We start from the raw sequence: 17,040 nt of genomic DNA, 5'->3' as shown, positions 1-17,040 counted from the left end.
CCGCCCCACACCACCACATCGCCGTGCGCCAGCGGAATGCGCCGCGCCCGGTCGCTGCGTTGCAGGCCGCCGAACTGAAACACCGCCGGCAGCCCGAGCGACACCGAAACGATCGGCGCGCCGAAGTCGTGTTCGTCTTTATCCTGATGCAGCGACAGCTTACTGCCCGGATCGTAACGGTTCATCAGGCAGGAATCCGGCACGAAGGGGCCGAAGCCCGCCTGCTGCGCAGCTTCGTCCGCCAGCGCCATCAGGATCGGCGGAATGGCCGGCCAGCGTTTGCCGCTGCGCGCGTCGCGTTCCGAATAGCGGTAGCCCCGGCTGTCGCTGGTCCAGCCGTTGCCGCACCAGCTCATCGCCACCGACATCACGTGCCCGCCGGGGGTGGTCAAATGCCGCCACGGCACCTGGGCCACCACGCCCTGCACCGCCGCCAGCAGTTCCGGCCCGTGATCGCGCACAAAGCCGTGCATCACCACCGCGCCGGGGGCGATCTCTTCGCGCCACGGCGGCGGCAGCGCGTCTTCAAAAAGATCGATTGTCATCGCCAAAGCCTGTATGAATACACAGTACCCATTGTAACCCGCCGCCGCCGATTGTCCAGCGCCCGGCGGCGCCATTGTCGTTAGCGGCAAATTTCTCTACAGTAGCCGCCATAAAATCAATCACTCACCAGGAACGCGTGTGATTAAGGGCATCACTCTTTCAGTCGTCGCCTCCATCTTGTTCGGCGCGATGTATTACTTCACCTCTACCCTCACCCCGCTGAACGGCGAGCAGGTCTACGGCTGGCGCACGCTGCTGACGCTGCCGTTCCTGACGCTGTTCATGGCGCTGTCCGGCGATTGGCGCAAGGTGGGCGACACGCTGGCCTGGATCGGCCAACGGCCGCGGCGCCTGCTGGGCCTGCTGCTCACCTCGGCGCTGCTGGGGGTGCAGCTATGGCTGTTCCTGTGGGCGCCGCTGCACGGCAAGGCGCTCGACGTATCGCTCGGTTATTTTCTGCTGCCGCTGACCATGGTGCTGGCGGGCCGTTTGATCTACCGCGACCGGCTGTCGCTGCTGCAAAAGCTGGCGGTGGCATGCGCCATGGTGGGGGTAGGCAATGAGCTGTATCAGGCGGGCGGCGTGTCGTGGCCGACGCTGGTGGTGGCGCTGGGTTATCCGCTCTACTTTATTTTGCGGCGGCGTTTCGGCACCGACAATCTCGGCGGGCTGTGGTGCGAGCTGGCGCTGATGCTGCCGGCGGCGGCCTGGTTCGCCTTCGGCGACGGCGGCGCAGCGGCGCTGCCGATCAATGCCGAGCTGTATTGGCGCATTCCGCTGCTCGGGGTCATCAGCGCCGTGGCATTGGTGTGTTACATCCTCGCCAGCCGCCTGCTGCCGTTCAGCCTGTTCGGCCTGCTGAGCTATGTGGAACCGGTGCTGCTGGTGATCGTCGCGCTGCTGCTCGGCGAAAGCATCGGCCAAAGCGAATGGCCGACCTATCTGGCGATCTGGCTGGCGGTGCTGCTGCTGGCGGCGGAAGGCGCGCGGCACCTGCTGCGCCGCCAGCGGGTCTGACTCAGGCGGCCAGCGTCGCGCCGCCGTCGATCACAATGTCCTGCATGGTGATGTGGCTGGCCAAGTCGGAGGCCAGGAACAACACCGCGTTGGCGATCTCGTCCGGGCGAGCGATTTTGCCCAGCGGGATCCCCAACTTGAACATCTCGGGGAAGCCGGCGATGGTGCGTTGCTGCGCATCATCGGTCTGCCACATGCCGCGCTGCATCGGGGTGTCGGTCGAGCCCGGCGACACCAGATTGCACCGCACGCCGAACGGCGCCATCTCCAGCCCCACGCAGTGGTTCAGGCTGGTCAACGCCGCCTTGGAGGCGCAGTAAGCCGCCATCTGCGCGCGCGGCACGTGCGCGGCGTTGGAGCCGATGCTGACGATCGCCCCGCTGCGCTGCGCCTTGAAGTGCGGCAGCACGGCGCGGAACAGGTAAAACGCCCCCGAGGCGTTGACGTTGATGCACTGGTGCCAGTCATCCACGCTCAGATCTTCGGTATTGCCCATGCGCAGAATGCCGGCGGCGTTGACCAACACGTCCAGTTGCGGGTTTTCCGCCAGCTGTTGGCGGCACACCGCCTCCACCTGCTCCGGCCGGCTGATGTCCAGCGTCACGCAAGGGTAAGGCAAATCCGGGTTGGCGAACTCGCGGTCAAACCCCACCACCTCGGCGCCCTGCGTCAAAAAATGCCGGGCGATCTGCTCGCCGATGCCGCGCGCCGCGCCGGTCACCCACACGCGTTTGCCGGTGAAATCCATCTGAATGCTCATGCGCGCACCGCCATCCGGGCGCACAGCCGGGTCATGTTGTTGTTCATCGTTGTCTCCTGCGAAAAGGATAGGATGCGGCGCGCGCTGCGCCGCAAAAGTGGCCCTACAGCGCGCCGCTGTTCAGGCCGAAAGCGTTGAGCATGGTGCCCAGTTTGGCGGCGGTTTCCAGCCACTCGGACTGCGGCGTCGAGGCTGCGACGATCCCCGCGCCGGCGAACAGCCGCACCCGGTTGCCGCGCAGCAGGCCGCTGCGGATGACGATCGCCCACTCGCCGTCGCCGTTGGCGTCGCACCAGCCGACGATGCCGCTGAACAGGCCGCGATCGTGCGGTTCCAGATCGGCGATCAGCTGGCGGGCGCTCTCGGTCGGGAAGCCGCACAGCGCCGGCGTCGGATGCAGCAGGCAGGCCAGCTGCATCACGTTGAGATTCGGGTTCAGCAGCTCGCCGCGAATGCGGGTGGACAAATGCCACATGGTGCCGGTACTGAGCAGCGACGGGCCGCTGGGCACGCTCAGGCTGGCGCACAGCGGCGCCAGGTGCCGACGGATGTCGTCGATCACCAGCTTGTGTTCGTATTTGTCTTTGGTCGAGCGCATCAGGCGCTCGCTGCCGAGGCGATCCTGCTGCGGATCGTCCTGACGGCGCGCCGAACCCGCCAGCGGGTTGGTGTGGATCTCGCCGCCCTGCTTGCGGATCAGCAGTTCCGGGCTGGCGCCGATCAACACGCCGCCATCGGCCAGCGGCAGGGAAAAGTGGTAACCGGTCGGGTTCTGCACCATCAGGTTATTGAGGATCTGGTGGCCCGCCACCGGCTGCTCCAGCTCGATGTCGAGGATGCGCGACAGCACCGCCTTGTCCAGCTTGCCTTGTTTAAAGCGGCTGACCGCTTCCGCCACCGCGTGCTTGAAGCGCGGCTCGTCCGGAATGCTGGTGCAGGCGGCCAGGCGATGCGGCTGTTGCAGCATCGGGCGCGCGGCGCGGGTAAAGCTGTCGTTGGCGACAAACTCGTAACTTTCAGGCACATACAGGCAGGAAGGCCGGCGCGTGTCGAACGGAATGGCGCCCACCACCACCGGCGTCTCCTGGCCGGCGGCGTTGGCTCGCGCCAGCGCCTGGCGAATATGCTGCGCCAGCGCGCTGCCTTCCTGCTCGCCGCCGAACGCCGGCGTCTCAATCCGTTCGAACACGCCGCTGGCGGAGAGGGAACGGAATTCGGACCGGTACAAAAAGGTCGATTGTTCGGCGTACGCAAACCCGGGGAAGGTTTGGTTTTCTGTCGTCAGTGTCGCCACAGACCACTCCTTTGTTGCGCCTCACCAATGATAATGTTTATGCGAATAATTATCATTAGCTGTAAAAGGAGGATAAATTACACCGATTCCCCACCGAGGGTCAATCTCCGATGAATGAATCTTTCCGCTCGCTGCGGCAAATCCACGTTACGGTGCAGCAAGAAATAACACACTGTTATTACTGTATTTTAGCAAAAAATAAAGGTCGTGACGTCGTCACCTTCACGCCAAAAACGCCCGCTGAACCGGCGGCCGACGGGGCAATTTGGCGTCAAGGTCTTAAGCAACGCTAATACGAACGTCTGCCGCTGCGTATCCACGGCGACCATGCGCGCATCGAGAAAATCGAAGTAACAGCGCACCTGCGGATAAAGCGCCTTGAACAGGCTCTCTTTGGCGGAAAACGTCAGCGTCAGCAGCTCGTTGAACGGCAGCGTTTCGCGCAGCAACGCCTCGCGCTCCCCCGCCGAAACGATCGCCCCCCACAGCTCCTCCGCCCGCACGTCGGAGAGCAGCGTCTCCACATCCAACCCAACGCCGCCCAGCCCGCTCTCGCGGTGTACGGCGCACAGCGCGGTATCCGAATTATGGCTCAGCGCCCCGGCGATGCCCGGCGGCCACTGCGGCGCGCGATCTTCGCCGCGCGTCAGGGTGAAATCGGCAAAACCGAGCGGCGCCAATAGCTGGCGCGCGAGAACACGCCCGGCCAAATACTCCGCGCGGCGTTTCGGCACCGCGCGCGCCAGATGGTCCGGCAGCGCAAAGCCCGCCTCGGGAAAACTCTCGTCGCGATACTCCGCCAGCGCAAAATGGCAGCGCGCCACCTGGCCCGGATAGCCGTCCGGCGTGAAAAATTCGATATTGCGGATAAAAGTGGGCAACGGCGATATCCATGATAAGCAGGCAGGCTGATGATGTTAGCCCCCGAAACCGCCTGCAACAATGACCCTGGGCAAAATAAATGGCGTTAAGGCTCGTACGGCGGCACGTTAGCCGGGATGGGGAGAGGCCTCTCCCCCGCGATCGGGAGAGAGGCTGGGCATTACAAGATGCCTTTCATGGTCTTTTCGAAATCGCTCCAGGCACAGAAACCGTCCTTGTCGATCGGGCAGCCTTTCAGCGCCAGCGTCACGCGCTGCGGCGGGGTTTGCAGCGTCAGCGGCGTCGCCTTGCGCAGTTGCTCGGTGGACTGATAGACGTACTCGATCTTCAGCAATTCACGGCTGTTCTGCGCGTCGCGCCAGCGCTGGAACACCAATTTGCCGCCTATCGGCGTTTTCTCGTACTGCTGCGGCAGCTGATACGGCTGGAACTGCATGGCCGACAGCAGCGAGGCGATATTGGAGTCGTGGCCGACCAGCACCGTCAGCTTCGGCGCGTCCGGTTTGCGCTCGCCGAGCAGCGCGTTGTTGATGTAGGTCAGCAGCGGTTTGGCGACGTTCTGCGCCACCACCGGCGAGGTGAACAGCGAATCCTGATAGCCGTCTTTCAACTGCGCCAGCTGCTTCCACTGCTGCGGGGTGGCGATTTTGCCCCAGGCCACCTCTTTCATCGGGAAACCTTCGTAATACTGCAGCATAAAGGCGTCCACCAGCGAGTTGCCCACCCGCAGCGGGCCGGAGACGCCCGGCTCTTTGCCCGGCACCGCGCTCATCACGCTGGCTTCTTTGGTCAGGTCGCAGTGTTTGTCGGTCTTGCAGGCGGCGGAATCCTTGTAGTCGATGATCTTCGCCAACTGTTGGTAAGAGGCGTCCAGCTTCAGCGAGCCCAGCGCGGCGTTCATCGCCGCCAGCGCCTGCTGGTTGAAGGCTTCGCTGGTATCGGTGATGATCGGGTTGAAGGTCGGATCCATCTCGCCCATCTTGTCCTGATGGTGCACGCTGACGTCGCAGCCGGGGAACGCGCCGTTGCTGAAGAACTGCGCGGTGGCCACCGTGCGCTGCAGGCTGTTGGCGTAGACGTACACACTGCCGGCGGTCGGGCAGCCCTCTTGCGGCAACAGGCCGGTCTGCTTCAGCCAGGCGTTGAAATAGTGCCCCATATACACTTCCAGCACCCCGCCCTTGGTGGTCAACTGGCCGCCCGGCGTTTCCCAGACCGGCCAGGCCTTCGGCGTGGACTGCGCCAGCACGCTGCCGTTGTTGGCCAGCGGCGCGCGCAGGTTATGGCGGCTCATCACCAGCACCTGTTCCAGTTGATAACCGCCGGCGTCCGCCAGCGCGTTCCCGGTGAATAACAAGGGCAGGCACAGCAATAACGTTTTTTTTCTCATCCGCAGAGGCTCCCGGAAAATGATTATTTTTAAGGTGTTAGCGTTTGCCTGCGTATGATGGCGGGGTTAGTGTGACAAGTGTGTGACAGGGGTCACGGGAAAAGATCGTACCAGCGGCCACCGGGCGGCGGCCGCTGTGCGTCAACTCAGTACCACAGGCTCATGATCGGCCAGCCGATCAGCAGCAGCGCGGCGATGTACACCACGCCGAGAATGCCGCCCAGGCGCCAGTAGTCTTTCGATTTCACGTAGCCGCAGCCGTAGATGATCACCCCCGGCCCGGTGGCGTACGGCGTCAGCACGCCCATGATGCCGATCGACAGCACCAGCAGCATCGACAGCTGCTCCATCGGCACGCCCGGCAACCCTTTGCCGACCGCCAGGATCACCGGCAGCATGGTGGCGGTGTGCGCCGACAGGCTGGCGAACAGGTAGTGGGCGAAGTAGAACACCAGCACCAGCGCCACCACCGTCATGTTCGGCGAGAAGCCGTCCAGGTGGGTGCTCATGGTCTGGGCGAACCAGTCGATAAAGCCGGAGCGCGTCAGGCCGTTGGCCATCACCACCAGCGTCGCCAGGTTAACCAGCGTATTCCAGGCGCTGGAATATTTGGTGATCTCTTTCCACGACACCACGTGCAGCGCCAGCATCAGCGACACCGCCAACAGGCACACCGCGGTGGCGTCCAGCACCTTGCCGCCGAACACCCACAGGCACAGGCTGAGCAGCACCAGGCCGATCAGGGTGTACTCCTTGCGCGTCAGCTTGCCCATTTCCCCCAGCGCGGTATCCGCCCAGGCGGCCACTTCGCTGCTGTGGGTCACGCCCGGTTTGTACAGGTAGTAGGAGATCAGCGGCGCGATGATCAGCAGCAGCAGGCCGACCGGCAGGAACGCCAGGAACCACTGCATCCAGCTGATGTGCACCCCGGCTATCTTGCCGACGAACTCGATGCCCAGCACGTTCGGCGCGGCGCCGGTGACGAACATCGAGGAACTGATGCTGGTGCCGACCACCATCATCCACATCAGGTAACCGCCGATGCGGCGCGAAGAGGGATCGTTAGGGAAGGAATCGAACAGCGGCGGCAGGTTTTTCACCACCGGGAACACCGTGCCGCCGGTGCGCGCGGTGTTGGACGGCGTGAATGGCGCCAGCAGAATATCGATGATCACCACCGCATAGCCCAGCGTCAGCGTGCGCTTGCCCATGAACTTCACCAGGAACAGCGCGATGCGCCGCCCCAGCCCGGTGGCCTCGTAGCCCAGCGCGAAGATAAAGGCGCCGAACACCAGCCAGACGGTGGTGCTGGAGAAGCCCGCCAGCCCCCATTTCAGCGCCTCTTTACCGGCCTTGAAGCCCGGCTCCGCCAGTTCCTGCGCGCCGAACAGCACCCAGTTGGCGCTGAGCACGCTGACGGTCACCGCGATAAAGCTGATGGCGGTGGCCGGGATCGGCTCCAGAATCATGCCGACGATCATCGCCACGAAGATGGCGAAATAGTGCCACGCCTGCGGCGGCATGCCGTCGGGCACCGGTATCAATAACAGGATCGCGAGCACCGCCAGCGGCGCTATCGCTTTCCAGATCTTTTCCTGGGTTTGGGACATAGGGACTCTCCTGAAGGCTTGGTTATTATTCTTGGGCACCCAGCTGCGCCAGCAGCCAGGTCACTATCAACAAGTCGGCGCTGCCGCCGGGGCTGAGGTTGCGGGCAATGCAGTCGGCATCGAAGCGCCGCAGGCGCGCCAGGCCCGCTTCCCCCGCCGAGCCGCCCTGCGCCAGCAGCCAGGCCGCCCGGCGCCGCAGCCAGCGCAGCCCGCGCAGGCCGCCGCGCGAGGCGACGTTGGTGTCATCGTTGTGGGCCATCAGCCACAGCAGGCTGTCCAGCAGCGCCCGCTGTTCGTCGCCGCCGGCGGCCAGCCGTTGCCGATACAGCGGCAGCGCGCCGTCAAGCACCAACCGAAAACCGGACTCCGCCTCGCCGCGCGCGCCGCTGAGGCCATACGCAGCGAACAAGCGCTGGCCGGCGGTCTGCCCGGCGTTGTTGCGCCGCAGCTCACGGTCCACCAGCCCCCGACACATCGCCACCACCTCGCCGCACAGCGCTTCCGCGTCGATGTCACGGCCCTGCTGCTGCAGGCGGCCAAAGGCGGTGCACAGCAACCCGAGTGAGAACACGCTGCCCTTGTGGGTGTTAATGCCGCCGGTGGCGCGAAACATCTGGTTTTCGCAGGCCAGGCCCAGCGGCCGCAGCCGCGCCAGCTGCTGCTCTGCCGGCAGAGCCGCGTCTTCGCGCCCGCGTTGGATAAAGCGCGGCAGCCACACGCCGATGGCGCGGGCGCTGCGGTAGAAGTGCCCGAGATCCATATCGCGGTGGGCGCCGGTGTTATGACGATCCACCAGCCCCGGTTTGGGCGTGAGGTTGACCTCCACCAGCAGCGCGCGGAAAGCGGCGCGGGCGAAGTCGCAGGCCGGCTCGGCTCGGCGGGCGGGTGGATTAATCGGCAGAGATCGCATCGTTGAACATCCTTTCCATTTCTTGCAGCAGCTGCTCGCTGCCATGCCGCCGCTGGCGAGCGCAGATCTTGGCCGGTTGGCCGCACAGCAGGCAGCGCCGTTCCGGCAGGCCGATGTCGCGGCGCGACAAAATGCGCCCCTGCGCATCCAGCACGTCGATATCCCACAGCCGGCCGATCGGGCGACTCACCTCCAGCTGCATGGCGCAATCTTTCACCCGCTGGGCGTCGGCGCGCAGCGCCACAAACCCTTCGCAGCCGGTGGAAAGCGCCAGCGCCTCGGCCTGCGGGCTGGGCCAGCCCTGCTCGGCGCACAGCCGCAGCAGCGCCGCCCACCCGAGGTTGAAGATGCCGCGCGTCAGCGCGCTGTCCTTCACCGGGCCGGGGACGACCAGCGTCAGCACCAGCAGCGTGCACTCGTGCTGCGCCAGCCACGCCTGCTGGCGCGCCTGACGGCATTCGCGGCTGGTGAGCAGCTCCGGCAGGCTGACCGCGCGTTCGGCGGCCAGTTGGGGATCGACGGCGGCCATCGGTTACTCCGCCACCTGATGCACCACGTCGATCACCGAACCGTCGCGGTAGCGCACCACCGCCACCACCTTGTCGGTAAAGGCGATCGGCTGCGGTTCGCCGGTCAGCTGCAGCGCGCGGGCGCGCAGCCAGTCGATGCTCACCACCTCGAGGCCGGCCTCCCGCAGGCGCTGCGCCAGCTCCGGCCGCGCCGGGTTGACGGCGATGCCGTGGTCGGTCACCAGAATGTCGATGCTGGAACCCGGCGTGACGCAGGTGGTCACCTGCTCCACCAGCGTCGGGATGCGCCCGCGCACCAGCGGCGCGACGATGATCGCCAGCCGCGCGGCGGCGGCGGTGTCGCAGTGGCCGCCGGACGCGCCGCGCAGCACGCCGTCGGAACCGGTCAGCACGTTAACGTTGAAGCCGGTGTCGATTTCCAGCGCGCTCAGCACCACCACGTCGAGCCGATCGACCGACGCGCCCTTGGAGCTGAAGTTGGCGTACTGGTTGGCGCTGATTTCGATATGGCGCGGGTTGCGCGCCAGCGAGGTCGCCGCCGCCCGATCGAAGCTCTGCACGTCCAGCAGCTTGCCGATCAACCCTTTCTCGTGCAGATCCACCATGGTCGAGGTGATGCCGCCAAGGGCGAACGCGGCGCGAATGCCGCGGGCGCGCATCTTGTCCTCCAGGAAACGGGTCACCGCCAGCGAGGCGCCGCCGGTGCCGGTTTGCAGCGAAAACCCTTCGGTGAAGTAGCCTGAACCGGCGATCACCTCGGCGGCGCGGCGGGCAATCAGCAGCTCGCGCGGGTTCGAAGTCATGCGCGTGGCGTCGGCGCCGATCTTGTCGGCGTCGCCCACCCGCTCCAGCTGCACGATCAGATCCACCCGATCCTGCGCCAGGCTGGCGGGATGATGCGGATACGGCACCAGCTGCTCGGTCAGCAGCACCACGGTGCCCGCCGCCTCGGCGTCCACCCGCGCATAGCCGAGCGAGCCGCAGCAGGCTTCACCGCTGTAGCCGTTGGCGTTGCCGAACTCATCGCAGGCCGGCACGCCGAGGAAGGCCACGTCTATCTTCAGCTCGCCGGATTCAATCAGGTTGACCCGGCCGCCGTGCGAGTGAATTTGCACCGGCTCCGCCAGCAGGCCGCGCGAAACGGCGTCCGCCAGCGGGCCGCGCAGCCCGGAGGTGTAAATGCGGCTCACCACGCCGTGGCGGATATGCTCAACCAACGGCGCATGGCAGTCGGTCAGCGAACTGGAGGCCAGCGTCAGGTTGCGGAACCCCATCGCCGCCAGCGTCTCCATCACCTGATTGAGCGCCAGATCGCCGCCGCGAAACGCATGGTGGAAGGAGATGGTCATGCCGTCCTGCAGCCCGCTGCGGCGCACCGCTTCCTGCAAGGAGTCGCACAGCTTGAGATCGCGCGGTTTGCGCGCCTGCAGGTTGGCTTTGGACACGTCCTGATAGCCCGGCAGATCCGCCGGGTTGGCGAAGGTCATCAATCGTTGTTGGCGGTTCATCATGCTTCCTCCCCGTGCTGCGCCGGTTCTTCCCGTAAGCCGGACAGCGCGGCGCGCTCCAGCACCAGCCGGGCGCGTTCAATCACCGGGCTGTCGACCATTTTTCCGTTGAGCGACACCACGCCGCGCCCTTCCCGCTCCGCCGCCTCGGCGGCGTCCACCACCCGCTGCGCGTGCGCCACCTCTTTGGCGGTCGGCGCGTACAGGTTGTGCAGCAGCTCAATCTGGCGCGGGTTGATCAGCGATTTGCCGTCGAAGCCGAGCTGTTTGATCAGCGCCGCTTCCTGCAGGAAGCCGGCCTCGTTGTTGGCGTCGGAGTAGACGGTGTCGAACGCCTGAATGCCGGCGGCGCGCGCCGCCTGCAGCAGCGAGCAGCGGGCGAACAGCAGCTCGATGCCCTCCGGCGAGCGTTCGGTGCGCAGGTTGCGCACATAGTCTTCCGCCCCCAGCGCGATGCCGATAAGACGCGGTGAAGCGTGCGCGATCGCCACCGCGTTGGTGATGCCCTGCGCCGATTCGATCGCCGCCAGCAGCCCGGTGCTGCCGACCGGCCGGCCGCAGGCCGCTTCGATGGCGGCGATCTCGCGCTCCATGTCGACAACGTCCTGCGCGCTGTCGGTCTTCGGCAGGCGCACGATGTCCGCGCCGCCGCGCACCACCGCCTGCAAGTCCGCCAGGCCGTAGGCGGAGTCGAGCGCATTGACGCGCACGATGGTTTCCACCTCCTGATACAGCGGATGCTGCAGCGCGTGGTACACCAGCCGGCGCGCCGCGTCTTTTTCACGCAGGATCACCGAGTCTTCCAGATCGAACATCAGCGCATCGGCCTGGTAGATAAAGGCATTGCTGACCATCGCCGCATTGGCGCCGGGAACGAACAGCATGCTGCGGCGCAGCCGGGTTTTATTCAGCGTTTTCATCTTTCGCCTCCCACGGCAGTTGGCCGCCCTCGCAGGCGCGCATCAGCGCGGTTTCCAGCCGGGCGCGCAGCACGCAGTCCAGCGCCCCCTTGTCGTCGACGATCACCTGCACCGGCTCCACCTCATAGCGCTGCAGTACCTCCAGCAGGGTGTGGCGGATCGCCGCGCCGAACTGTTTTTCCACGCTGCTGGCGATCAACAGATCGTGCTGCGGCCCCTCGGCGGGCGCGATGCGCACCATGACATCGCTGGATTCCAGCGTGCCGGCCATTGCTTCTCGGATAATTTTCATCATTCACCTGATTGTGCGGACTCAAAAGGATGCGGGGCCGCCTTGGCCCGGCGCTGCGTTTGCAGATCCTGCAGGTAGTACAGGGTGTCCGGCGGCACCAGCGGCGCGGCGGCGTGGAAGTCCCCCGCCGCCAGCAGCTTGCGCACCCAGGAGGCGGAGATCGCCGTGCCCTGATATTGCAAACGCTCGATTTCCACCAGCGCGATCGGCGGGCTGGGCAGCGCCGGCGTTTCCAGCCAGTAGCGCATGTCGCGGTTGTATTTCGCGGTCACCGCGCAGAACGGCTCGTTGCCGACAAAGCGGTGGGTAATGCCCAGCGCGGGCGCCAGATACTGGCGGAAGATCTTCAGATCGATTTCGGTGTAACAGTCGTCGGCCACGCCCTGATCCTTGATGAAGTAACAGGGGAAGGTGGCGCGCGAGATCACGTACTGCGAGCCTTCGTGTACCGTGAGGTTGGGGATATCGGCAGTGCCGGCCAGCACCAGCCGGCGGCGGTCTTCATAGCTGAAGCGCGAGGTGTTTTCCTTCACCAGAAACAGGTGCAGCCAGTCGCAGCGTTTGGCCGCCTGACGCACCAGATACTGATGCCCGCGTGTGAAGGGGTTGGCGTTCATCACGATGCTGCCGATGGTCTCGCCCGGCCGGCGCTGGCTCGCCAGCTGGGCGGCGTAGCGCTTCAGGCGGCACGGGCTGTTTTCCATCAGCACCACGATGCCCGGCACGGTGGCGATCGGGTAGAAACCGCATTGGCGGAACAGCGGCTCGTTCTGCACCTTGGTGTAGATAAACAGCTGAGTGTGATGGCGCTCGTAGGCCAGGTTCACCAGCTCGGTCGCCAGCGCCAACGCTAACCCTTCGCCGCGCATCAGCGGGCTGATGGCGACGCATTTGATAATATTGTCGGCGATGCCGCCGCAGGCGACCAATTTGTCGTGCTGGGTAACGGTAATAAATATTTCAACCGTGGTGTCGATATTCAGATCGTTACTGCGCAAGAAGGCGCTTATTTCCGAAATCGCTTTATGATCCGATCGCTTTACCCGATTAAATACGGCATCGCCTAACATAACACGCTCTCTGGGTTAACTGGCAAACAACAAGTTAAATACAAAAAGGCATTTTAATTAACATCAATGACGGCAATTAAAACCTTAAAAACCATGAAGATAAACGCCATTTCGCGTTCGGTAAATCAATGGTAAACAGAAAAAAAACGCCGATTATTGACCTATTTCACAAACCGATCCCGGTTAATAAGTTATTTAATGTTCTTTATTTGCTTAATTAATCTTATGGTGTTTATTATTGAGATAATCTTTATTTAGCGCCGCAATTTACTTACATTCATTTAGCATCTTGATTGCAATAGTAGGTTTCATTATGGAATGGCTGAACATCCTGATCGTTGAAGACGAAACGCCGCTGGCGGAGATGCACGCGGNCGGAGTTTATCCGCCAGAACGGCGGCTGCCGCCAGATTTGGCTGGCCGGCACCCTGGCGCAGGCGCGCGCCATGACCGAGCGCTTCAAGCCGGACCTGATCCTGCTGGACAACTTTCTGCCCGACGGCCAGGGCATCACCCTGCTGCGCGAACTGACGCTGAGCGGGTATCGCGGCGGCATCGTGTTCATCACCGCCGCCAGCGACATGGCCACCGTGGCCGAGGCGTTGCGCTACGGCGTGTTCGACTACCTGATCAAACCGCTGGCCTATGACCGGCTGAGCCAGACATTGCAGCGCTTTAGCCAGCGCCGCGAAGCGTTGAAGGACAAAGCGCGCCTCAACCAGCGCCGCATCGACGAGATGTTCAACACCTATGCCCGCGGCGAGCAGCAGGCGGCGCTGCCCGCCGGCATCGACGAACTGACGCTGGGCAAGATCCGCGCGCTGTTTGCCGAACCCGCCGCGCGCCACACCGCTGAAAGCGTTGCGCAAAAAATGGGGCTCAGCCGCACCACCGCGCGCCGTTATCTGGAGTTTTGCACCGCCACACAGCAGCTGCGCGCCGAGATCATTTACGGCAAGGTCGGCCGCCCACAGCGGATCTACCGCGCCGGCGAACCGCATTAACGGTTATTTGATCGCCCTAGCAAGGTTGCGTGTAACCGCTTTACTTTTTATGCGCCGGTCAGCATCTTGGTGAGCATCACCTAGCCGACTGGACGATCGCCGATGCCTGCTGCGCCCCATGCTTCCCTGACCGAAATCCTCGCCCGCCGTCACTGGCAAAACCCGGCCTGCACCCACTACCGCCGGCTGGACGCTCACCCGCCGTTCGCCAGCTGGCGCACGGTGGAAGACGCGCGCGATGACGCCCCCAGCGCCAGCCGCCGGTCGCTGAACGGCGAGTGGCGCTTCAGCTATTTCCCGCGCCCAGAGGCGGCGCCGGAGAGCTGGCTGCAGCATGATCTGCCGGACGCCGCCCCGCTGGCGGTGCCGAGCAACTGGCAGCTCGCCGGCTACGACGCGCCGATTTACACCAACGTGCGCTATCCGTTCCCGGTCGATCCGCCGCGCGTGCCGGAAGACAATCCGACCGGCTGCTATTCACGCACCTTCAACGTTGATCCGGCCTGGCTGGCCGCCGGCCAGACGCGCGTCATCTTCGACGGCGTCAACTCGGCGTTCTATTTATGGTGCAACGGCCACTGGGTCGGCTATTCGCAGGACAGCCGCCTGCCGGCGGAGTTCGATCTCGGCCCGTGGCTGCGGCCGGGTGAAAATCGGCTGGCGGNGCTGCGCTGGTGCGACGGCAGCTATCTCGAAGATCAGGACATGTGGCGCATGAGCGGCATCTTCCGCGACGTCAGCCTGCTGCACAAACCCGCCGCGCACCTGAGCGATGTGCGCATCACCACCCCGATGCATGACGGCTTTACCCGCGGCGAACTGGTGGTGACGGCGCGCGCCAGCCGGCCCGGCCCGCTGCTGGTGCAGGTTCAGCTGTGGCGCGATGGCGCGCGGGTGGCCGAACGCACCCAGCCGCTCGGCAGCGAGATCGTGGACGAACGCGGCGCCTATGACGATCTCGTCACGCTGCGCCTGCCGGTGGAACGCCCGGCGCTGTGGAGCGCCGAAACGCCCGCGCTGTATCGCGCCACCGTCGCCCTGCTCTCGCCCGAAGGGGTGATTATCGAGGTGGAAGCCTATGACGTCGGCTTTCGCCAGGTGGAAATCAGCGGCGGGCTGTTGAAGCTCAACGGGCAGCCGCTGCTGATCCGCGGCGTTAACCGCCACGAGCATCACCCGCGCCACGGCCAGGTGATGGACGAGGCGACGATGCGCCACGATATCCTGCTGATGAAGCAGCACAACTTCAACGCGGTGCGCTGCTCGCACTATCCCAACCACCCGCTGTGGTATCGGTTGTGCGACCGCTACGGGCTGTACGTGGTGGACGAAGCCAATATCGAGACCCACGGCATGCAGCCGATGAACCGCCTGGCTGACGATCCGCTGTGGCTGCCGGCGATGAGCGAGCGCGTCACCCGCATGGTGCAGCGCGATCGCAACCACCCTTGCATCATTATCTGGTCCCTGGGCAACGAGTCCGGCCACGGCGTGAACCACGACGCGCTGTACCGCTGGGTGAAAAGCCAGGATCCGACCCGCCCGGTGCAATATGAAGGCGGCGGCGCCGACACTGCCGCCACCGACATTATCTGCCCGATGTATGCGCGGGTGGATCAGGATCAGCCGTTCCCGGCGGTGCCCAAATGGGCGATCGGCAAGTGGATCGGCCTGCCGGAGGAACAGCGCCCGCTGATCCTGTGCGAATACGCCCATGCGATGGGCAACAGCTTCGGCGGCTTTGAGCGCTACTGGCGCGCGTTCCACGCACATCCGCGCCTGCAGGGCGGCTTTGTCTGGGACTGGGTCGATCAGGCGCTGATCCGGCGCGACGAACGCGGCGAAGAATTCTGGGCCTACGGCGGCGACTTCGGCGACACCCCCAACGATCGCCAGTTCTGCCTGAACGGGCTGGTGTTCGCGGATCGCACCCCGCACCCGGCGCTGTTCGAAGCGCAGCGGGCGCAGCAGCTGTTCCGCTTCGCCTTCGACGCCGCCTCGCTGACGCTGACCGTCACCAGCGACTACCTGTTCCGCCACACCGACAACGAGCAGCTCAACTGGCGGCTGGAGCTGGACGGCGTGGAGCGCGCCAGCGGCAGTCTCGATCTGGCGCTGCCGCCGCAGGGCAGCGCTAGCTTCACCCTGCTCGACCGGCTGCCGATGCTGCATCAGCCCGGCGAACTGTGGTTGAACGTGGAGGTGGTGCAACCGCAGGCCACCGACTGGTCTGAAGCGCACCACCGCTGCGCCTGGGATCAGTGGCGGGTGCCGCGCGCGCTGCATCCCGCGCCGCCGCCGGCGCAGGGCGTGCCGCCAACGCTGATTGAAAATGATGAAGGGCTGACGCTTACCCACGGCGACCAGCGCTGGCGCTTCGAGCGCAGCAGCGGCCATCTGACGCAGTGGTGGCAGAATGAGCAGCCGCAGCTGCTGACGCCGCTGCGCGACGGCTTTGCGCGCGCGCCGATCGATAACGACATCGGCGTCAGCGAGGCGAACCATATCGATCCCAACACCTGGGTCGAACGCTGGAAGCTGGCGGGCCTGTACCGGCTGGAAGAGCGCTGCACGCGGCTGCAGGCGGATGCGCTGCAAAACGGCGTGCGGGTGGTGAGCGAACACCAGTTCGGCGTGGAAGGGGAGATTTTGCTGATCAGCCGCAAACAGTGGCTGTTCGACGCGCTGGGCGCGGTGAGCGTGAACGTGGAGGTCGAGGTGGCCGACGCCCTGCCGCCGCCGGCGCGCATCGGCCTGCACTGCCAACTGGCGACGGTGCAGCCGCAGGCGGAATGGCTGGGCCTGGGCCCGCACGAGAACTACCCGGATCGCCGCCTGGCCGCGCAGCACGGGCGCTGGCGCCTGCCGCTGGCGGATCTGCATACGCCGTATATTTTCCCCGGCGAGAACGGCCTGCGCTGTGACACCCGCAGCCTGCGCTACGGCGGCTGGCGCATCGACGGCCGCTTCCACTTCTCGCTCAGCCGCTACGGCCTGCAACAGCTGATGGCCTGCAGCCACCAGCATCTGCTGCAGCCGGAAGCAGGCACCTGGCTGCACCTGGACGGCTTCCATATGGGAGTGGGCGGCGACGACTCCTGGAGCCCGAGCGTGCACCGGGATTACCTGCTCACCGCCGGCGTTTACCGCTATCAGCTGCGCCTGCAGCGAGCGCCAGAGGGCTAAATCTGCCAAAAAACTCAACGGGTTGCGCATTCTGTAAGCAAACAGTCACAGAATGTGTAATCCGCCTTTGACATGCCGACGGCGCCTCGCTATTATTCGCCCCGTTCACACGATTCCTCTG

Annotated in this window: 14 protein-coding genes and 1 pseudogene; 3 read left to right on the top strand and 12 right to left on the bottom strand. The window is 64.9% G+C overall.

Annotation, left to right across the window (positions count from 1 at the left end):
• Window positions 1–545: DNA oxidative demethylase AlkB (alkB, locus tag ADK28_RS20420; RefSeq protein WP_048796520.1), on the bottom strand; the 545-nt coding region annotated here is incomplete at its 3' end.
• Window positions 546–684: 139 nt separating this feature from the next.
• Here alkB and rarD point away from each other — a divergent pair.
• Entirely contained in the window at window positions 685–1,563 is an 879-nt protein-coding gene (gene rarD, locus ADK28_RS20415; RefSeq protein ID WP_033639908.1) for an EamA family transporter RarD, read from the top strand.
• A 1-nt stretch (window position 1,564) separates the two neighbouring features.
• Here the strand turns inward: rarD and dhbA are convergent, their stop codons facing one another.
• The 11 genes from dhbA to citC form a co-directional block, all read right to left on the bottom strand.
• The gene (gene dhbA / locus ADK28_RS20410; protein ID WP_025303452.1) at window positions 1,565–2,323 is read right to left on the bottom strand and encodes a 2,3-dihydro-2,3-dihydroxybenzoate dehydrogenase; all 759 of its coding nucleotides are present in this window, start codon (window positions 2,321–2,323) and stop codon (window positions 1,565–1,567) included.
• A gap of 103 nt (window positions 2,324–2,426) precedes the next feature.
• Window positions 2,427–3,617, bottom strand: coding sequence for an isochorismate synthase (locus ADK28_RS20405; RefSeq protein ID WP_048796519.1), 1,191 nt, complete (start codon window positions 3,615–3,617; stop codon window positions 2,427–2,429).
• A 188-nt stretch (window positions 3,618–3,805) separates the two neighbouring features.
• Window positions 3,806–4,498, bottom strand: coding sequence for a 4'-phosphopantetheinyl transferase family protein (locus ADK28_RS20400; RefSeq protein ID WP_048796518.1), 693 nt, complete (start codon window positions 4,496–4,498; stop codon window positions 3,806–3,808).
• Window positions 4,499–4,659: 161 nt separating this feature from the next.
• Window positions 4,660–5,889, bottom strand: coding sequence for a bifunctional glucose-1-phosphatase/inositol phosphatase (gene agp, locus ADK28_RS20395; protein ID WP_048796517.1), 1,230 nt, complete (start codon window positions 5,887–5,889; stop codon window positions 4,660–4,662).
• Between the two features lie 146 nt (window positions 5,890–6,035).
• Window positions 6,036–7,499 (bottom strand): anion permease, encoded by a 1,464-nt coding sequence (locus tag ADK28_RS20390; protein ID WP_015378437.1) that lies wholly within the window; start codon window positions 7,497–7,499, stop codon window positions 6,036–6,038.
• 25 nt (window positions 7,500–7,524) lie between these two features.
• Window positions 7,525–8,409: a triphosphoribosyl-dephospho-CoA synthase CitG gene (gene citG / locus ADK28_RS20385; protein ID WP_048796516.1), complete on the bottom strand. Its 885-nt coding sequence runs from the start codon at window positions 8,407–8,409 to the stop codon at window positions 7,525–7,527.
• Window positions 8,390–8,938 carry a citrate lyase holo-[acyl-carrier protein] synthase gene (gene citX, locus ADK28_RS20380; protein WP_033639902.1) on the bottom strand — a complete coding sequence of 183 codons (549 nt, stop codon included), beginning with the start codon at window positions 8,936–8,938 and terminating at the stop codon, window positions 8,390–8,392. Before citX ends, citG begins: the two co-directional genes overlap by 20 nt.
• Window positions 8,939–8,941: 3 nt before the next feature.
• Window positions 8,942–10,447, bottom strand: a complete 1,506-nt coding sequence (citF, locus tag ADK28_RS20375; RefSeq protein WP_028130661.1) for a citrate lyase subunit alpha — start codon at window positions 10,445–10,447, stop codon at window positions 8,942–8,944.
• Window positions 10,447–11,367 carry a citrate (pro-3S)-lyase subunit beta gene (gene citE / locus ADK28_RS20370; RefSeq protein ID WP_016927085.1) on the bottom strand — a complete coding sequence of 307 codons (921 nt, stop codon included), beginning with the start codon at window positions 11,365–11,367 and terminating at the stop codon, window positions 10,447–10,449. Before citE ends, citF begins: the two co-directional genes overlap by 1 nt.
• Window positions 11,351–11,659, bottom strand: a complete 309-nt coding sequence (gene citD / locus ADK28_RS20365) for a citrate lyase acyl carrier protein (RefSeq protein WP_019452464.1) — start codon at window positions 11,657–11,659, stop codon at window positions 11,351–11,353. The genes citE and citD overlap by 17 nt, the downstream gene beginning before the upstream one ends.
• A complete protein-coding gene (gene citC, locus ADK28_RS20360) occupies window positions 11,659–12,729 on the bottom strand; it encodes a [citrate (pro-3S)-lyase] ligase (protein WP_028127715.1) in 1,071 nt (356 codons plus the stop codon). The genes citD and citC overlap by 1 nt, the downstream gene beginning before the upstream one ends.
• 313 nt (window positions 12,730–13,042) lie before the next feature.
• Between citC and dpiA the strand changes: the two are divergent.
• A pseudogene (gene dpiA, locus ADK28_RS20355) lies at window positions 13,043–13,733 on the top strand (two-component response regulator DpiA).
• 102 nt (window positions 13,734–13,835) lie between these two features.
• The gene (locus tag ADK28_RS20350) at window positions 13,836–16,919 is read left to right on the top strand and encodes a beta-galactosidase (RefSeq protein WP_048796515.1); all 3,084 of its coding nucleotides are present in this window, start codon (window positions 13,836–13,838) and stop codon (window positions 16,917–16,919) included.
• Window positions 16,920–17,040: the final 121 nt, after the last annotated feature.

Origin of the sequence: Serratia sp. 506_PEND, assembly GCF_001076875.1 — a bacterium.
GTDB lineage: Bacteria > Pseudomonadota > Gammaproteobacteria > Enterobacterales > Enterobacteriaceae > Serratia > Serratia marcescens.
The sequence above is the reverse complement of the archived record's forward strand: the minus strand, read 5'-3'. Positions and strand labels throughout refer to the sequence as shown.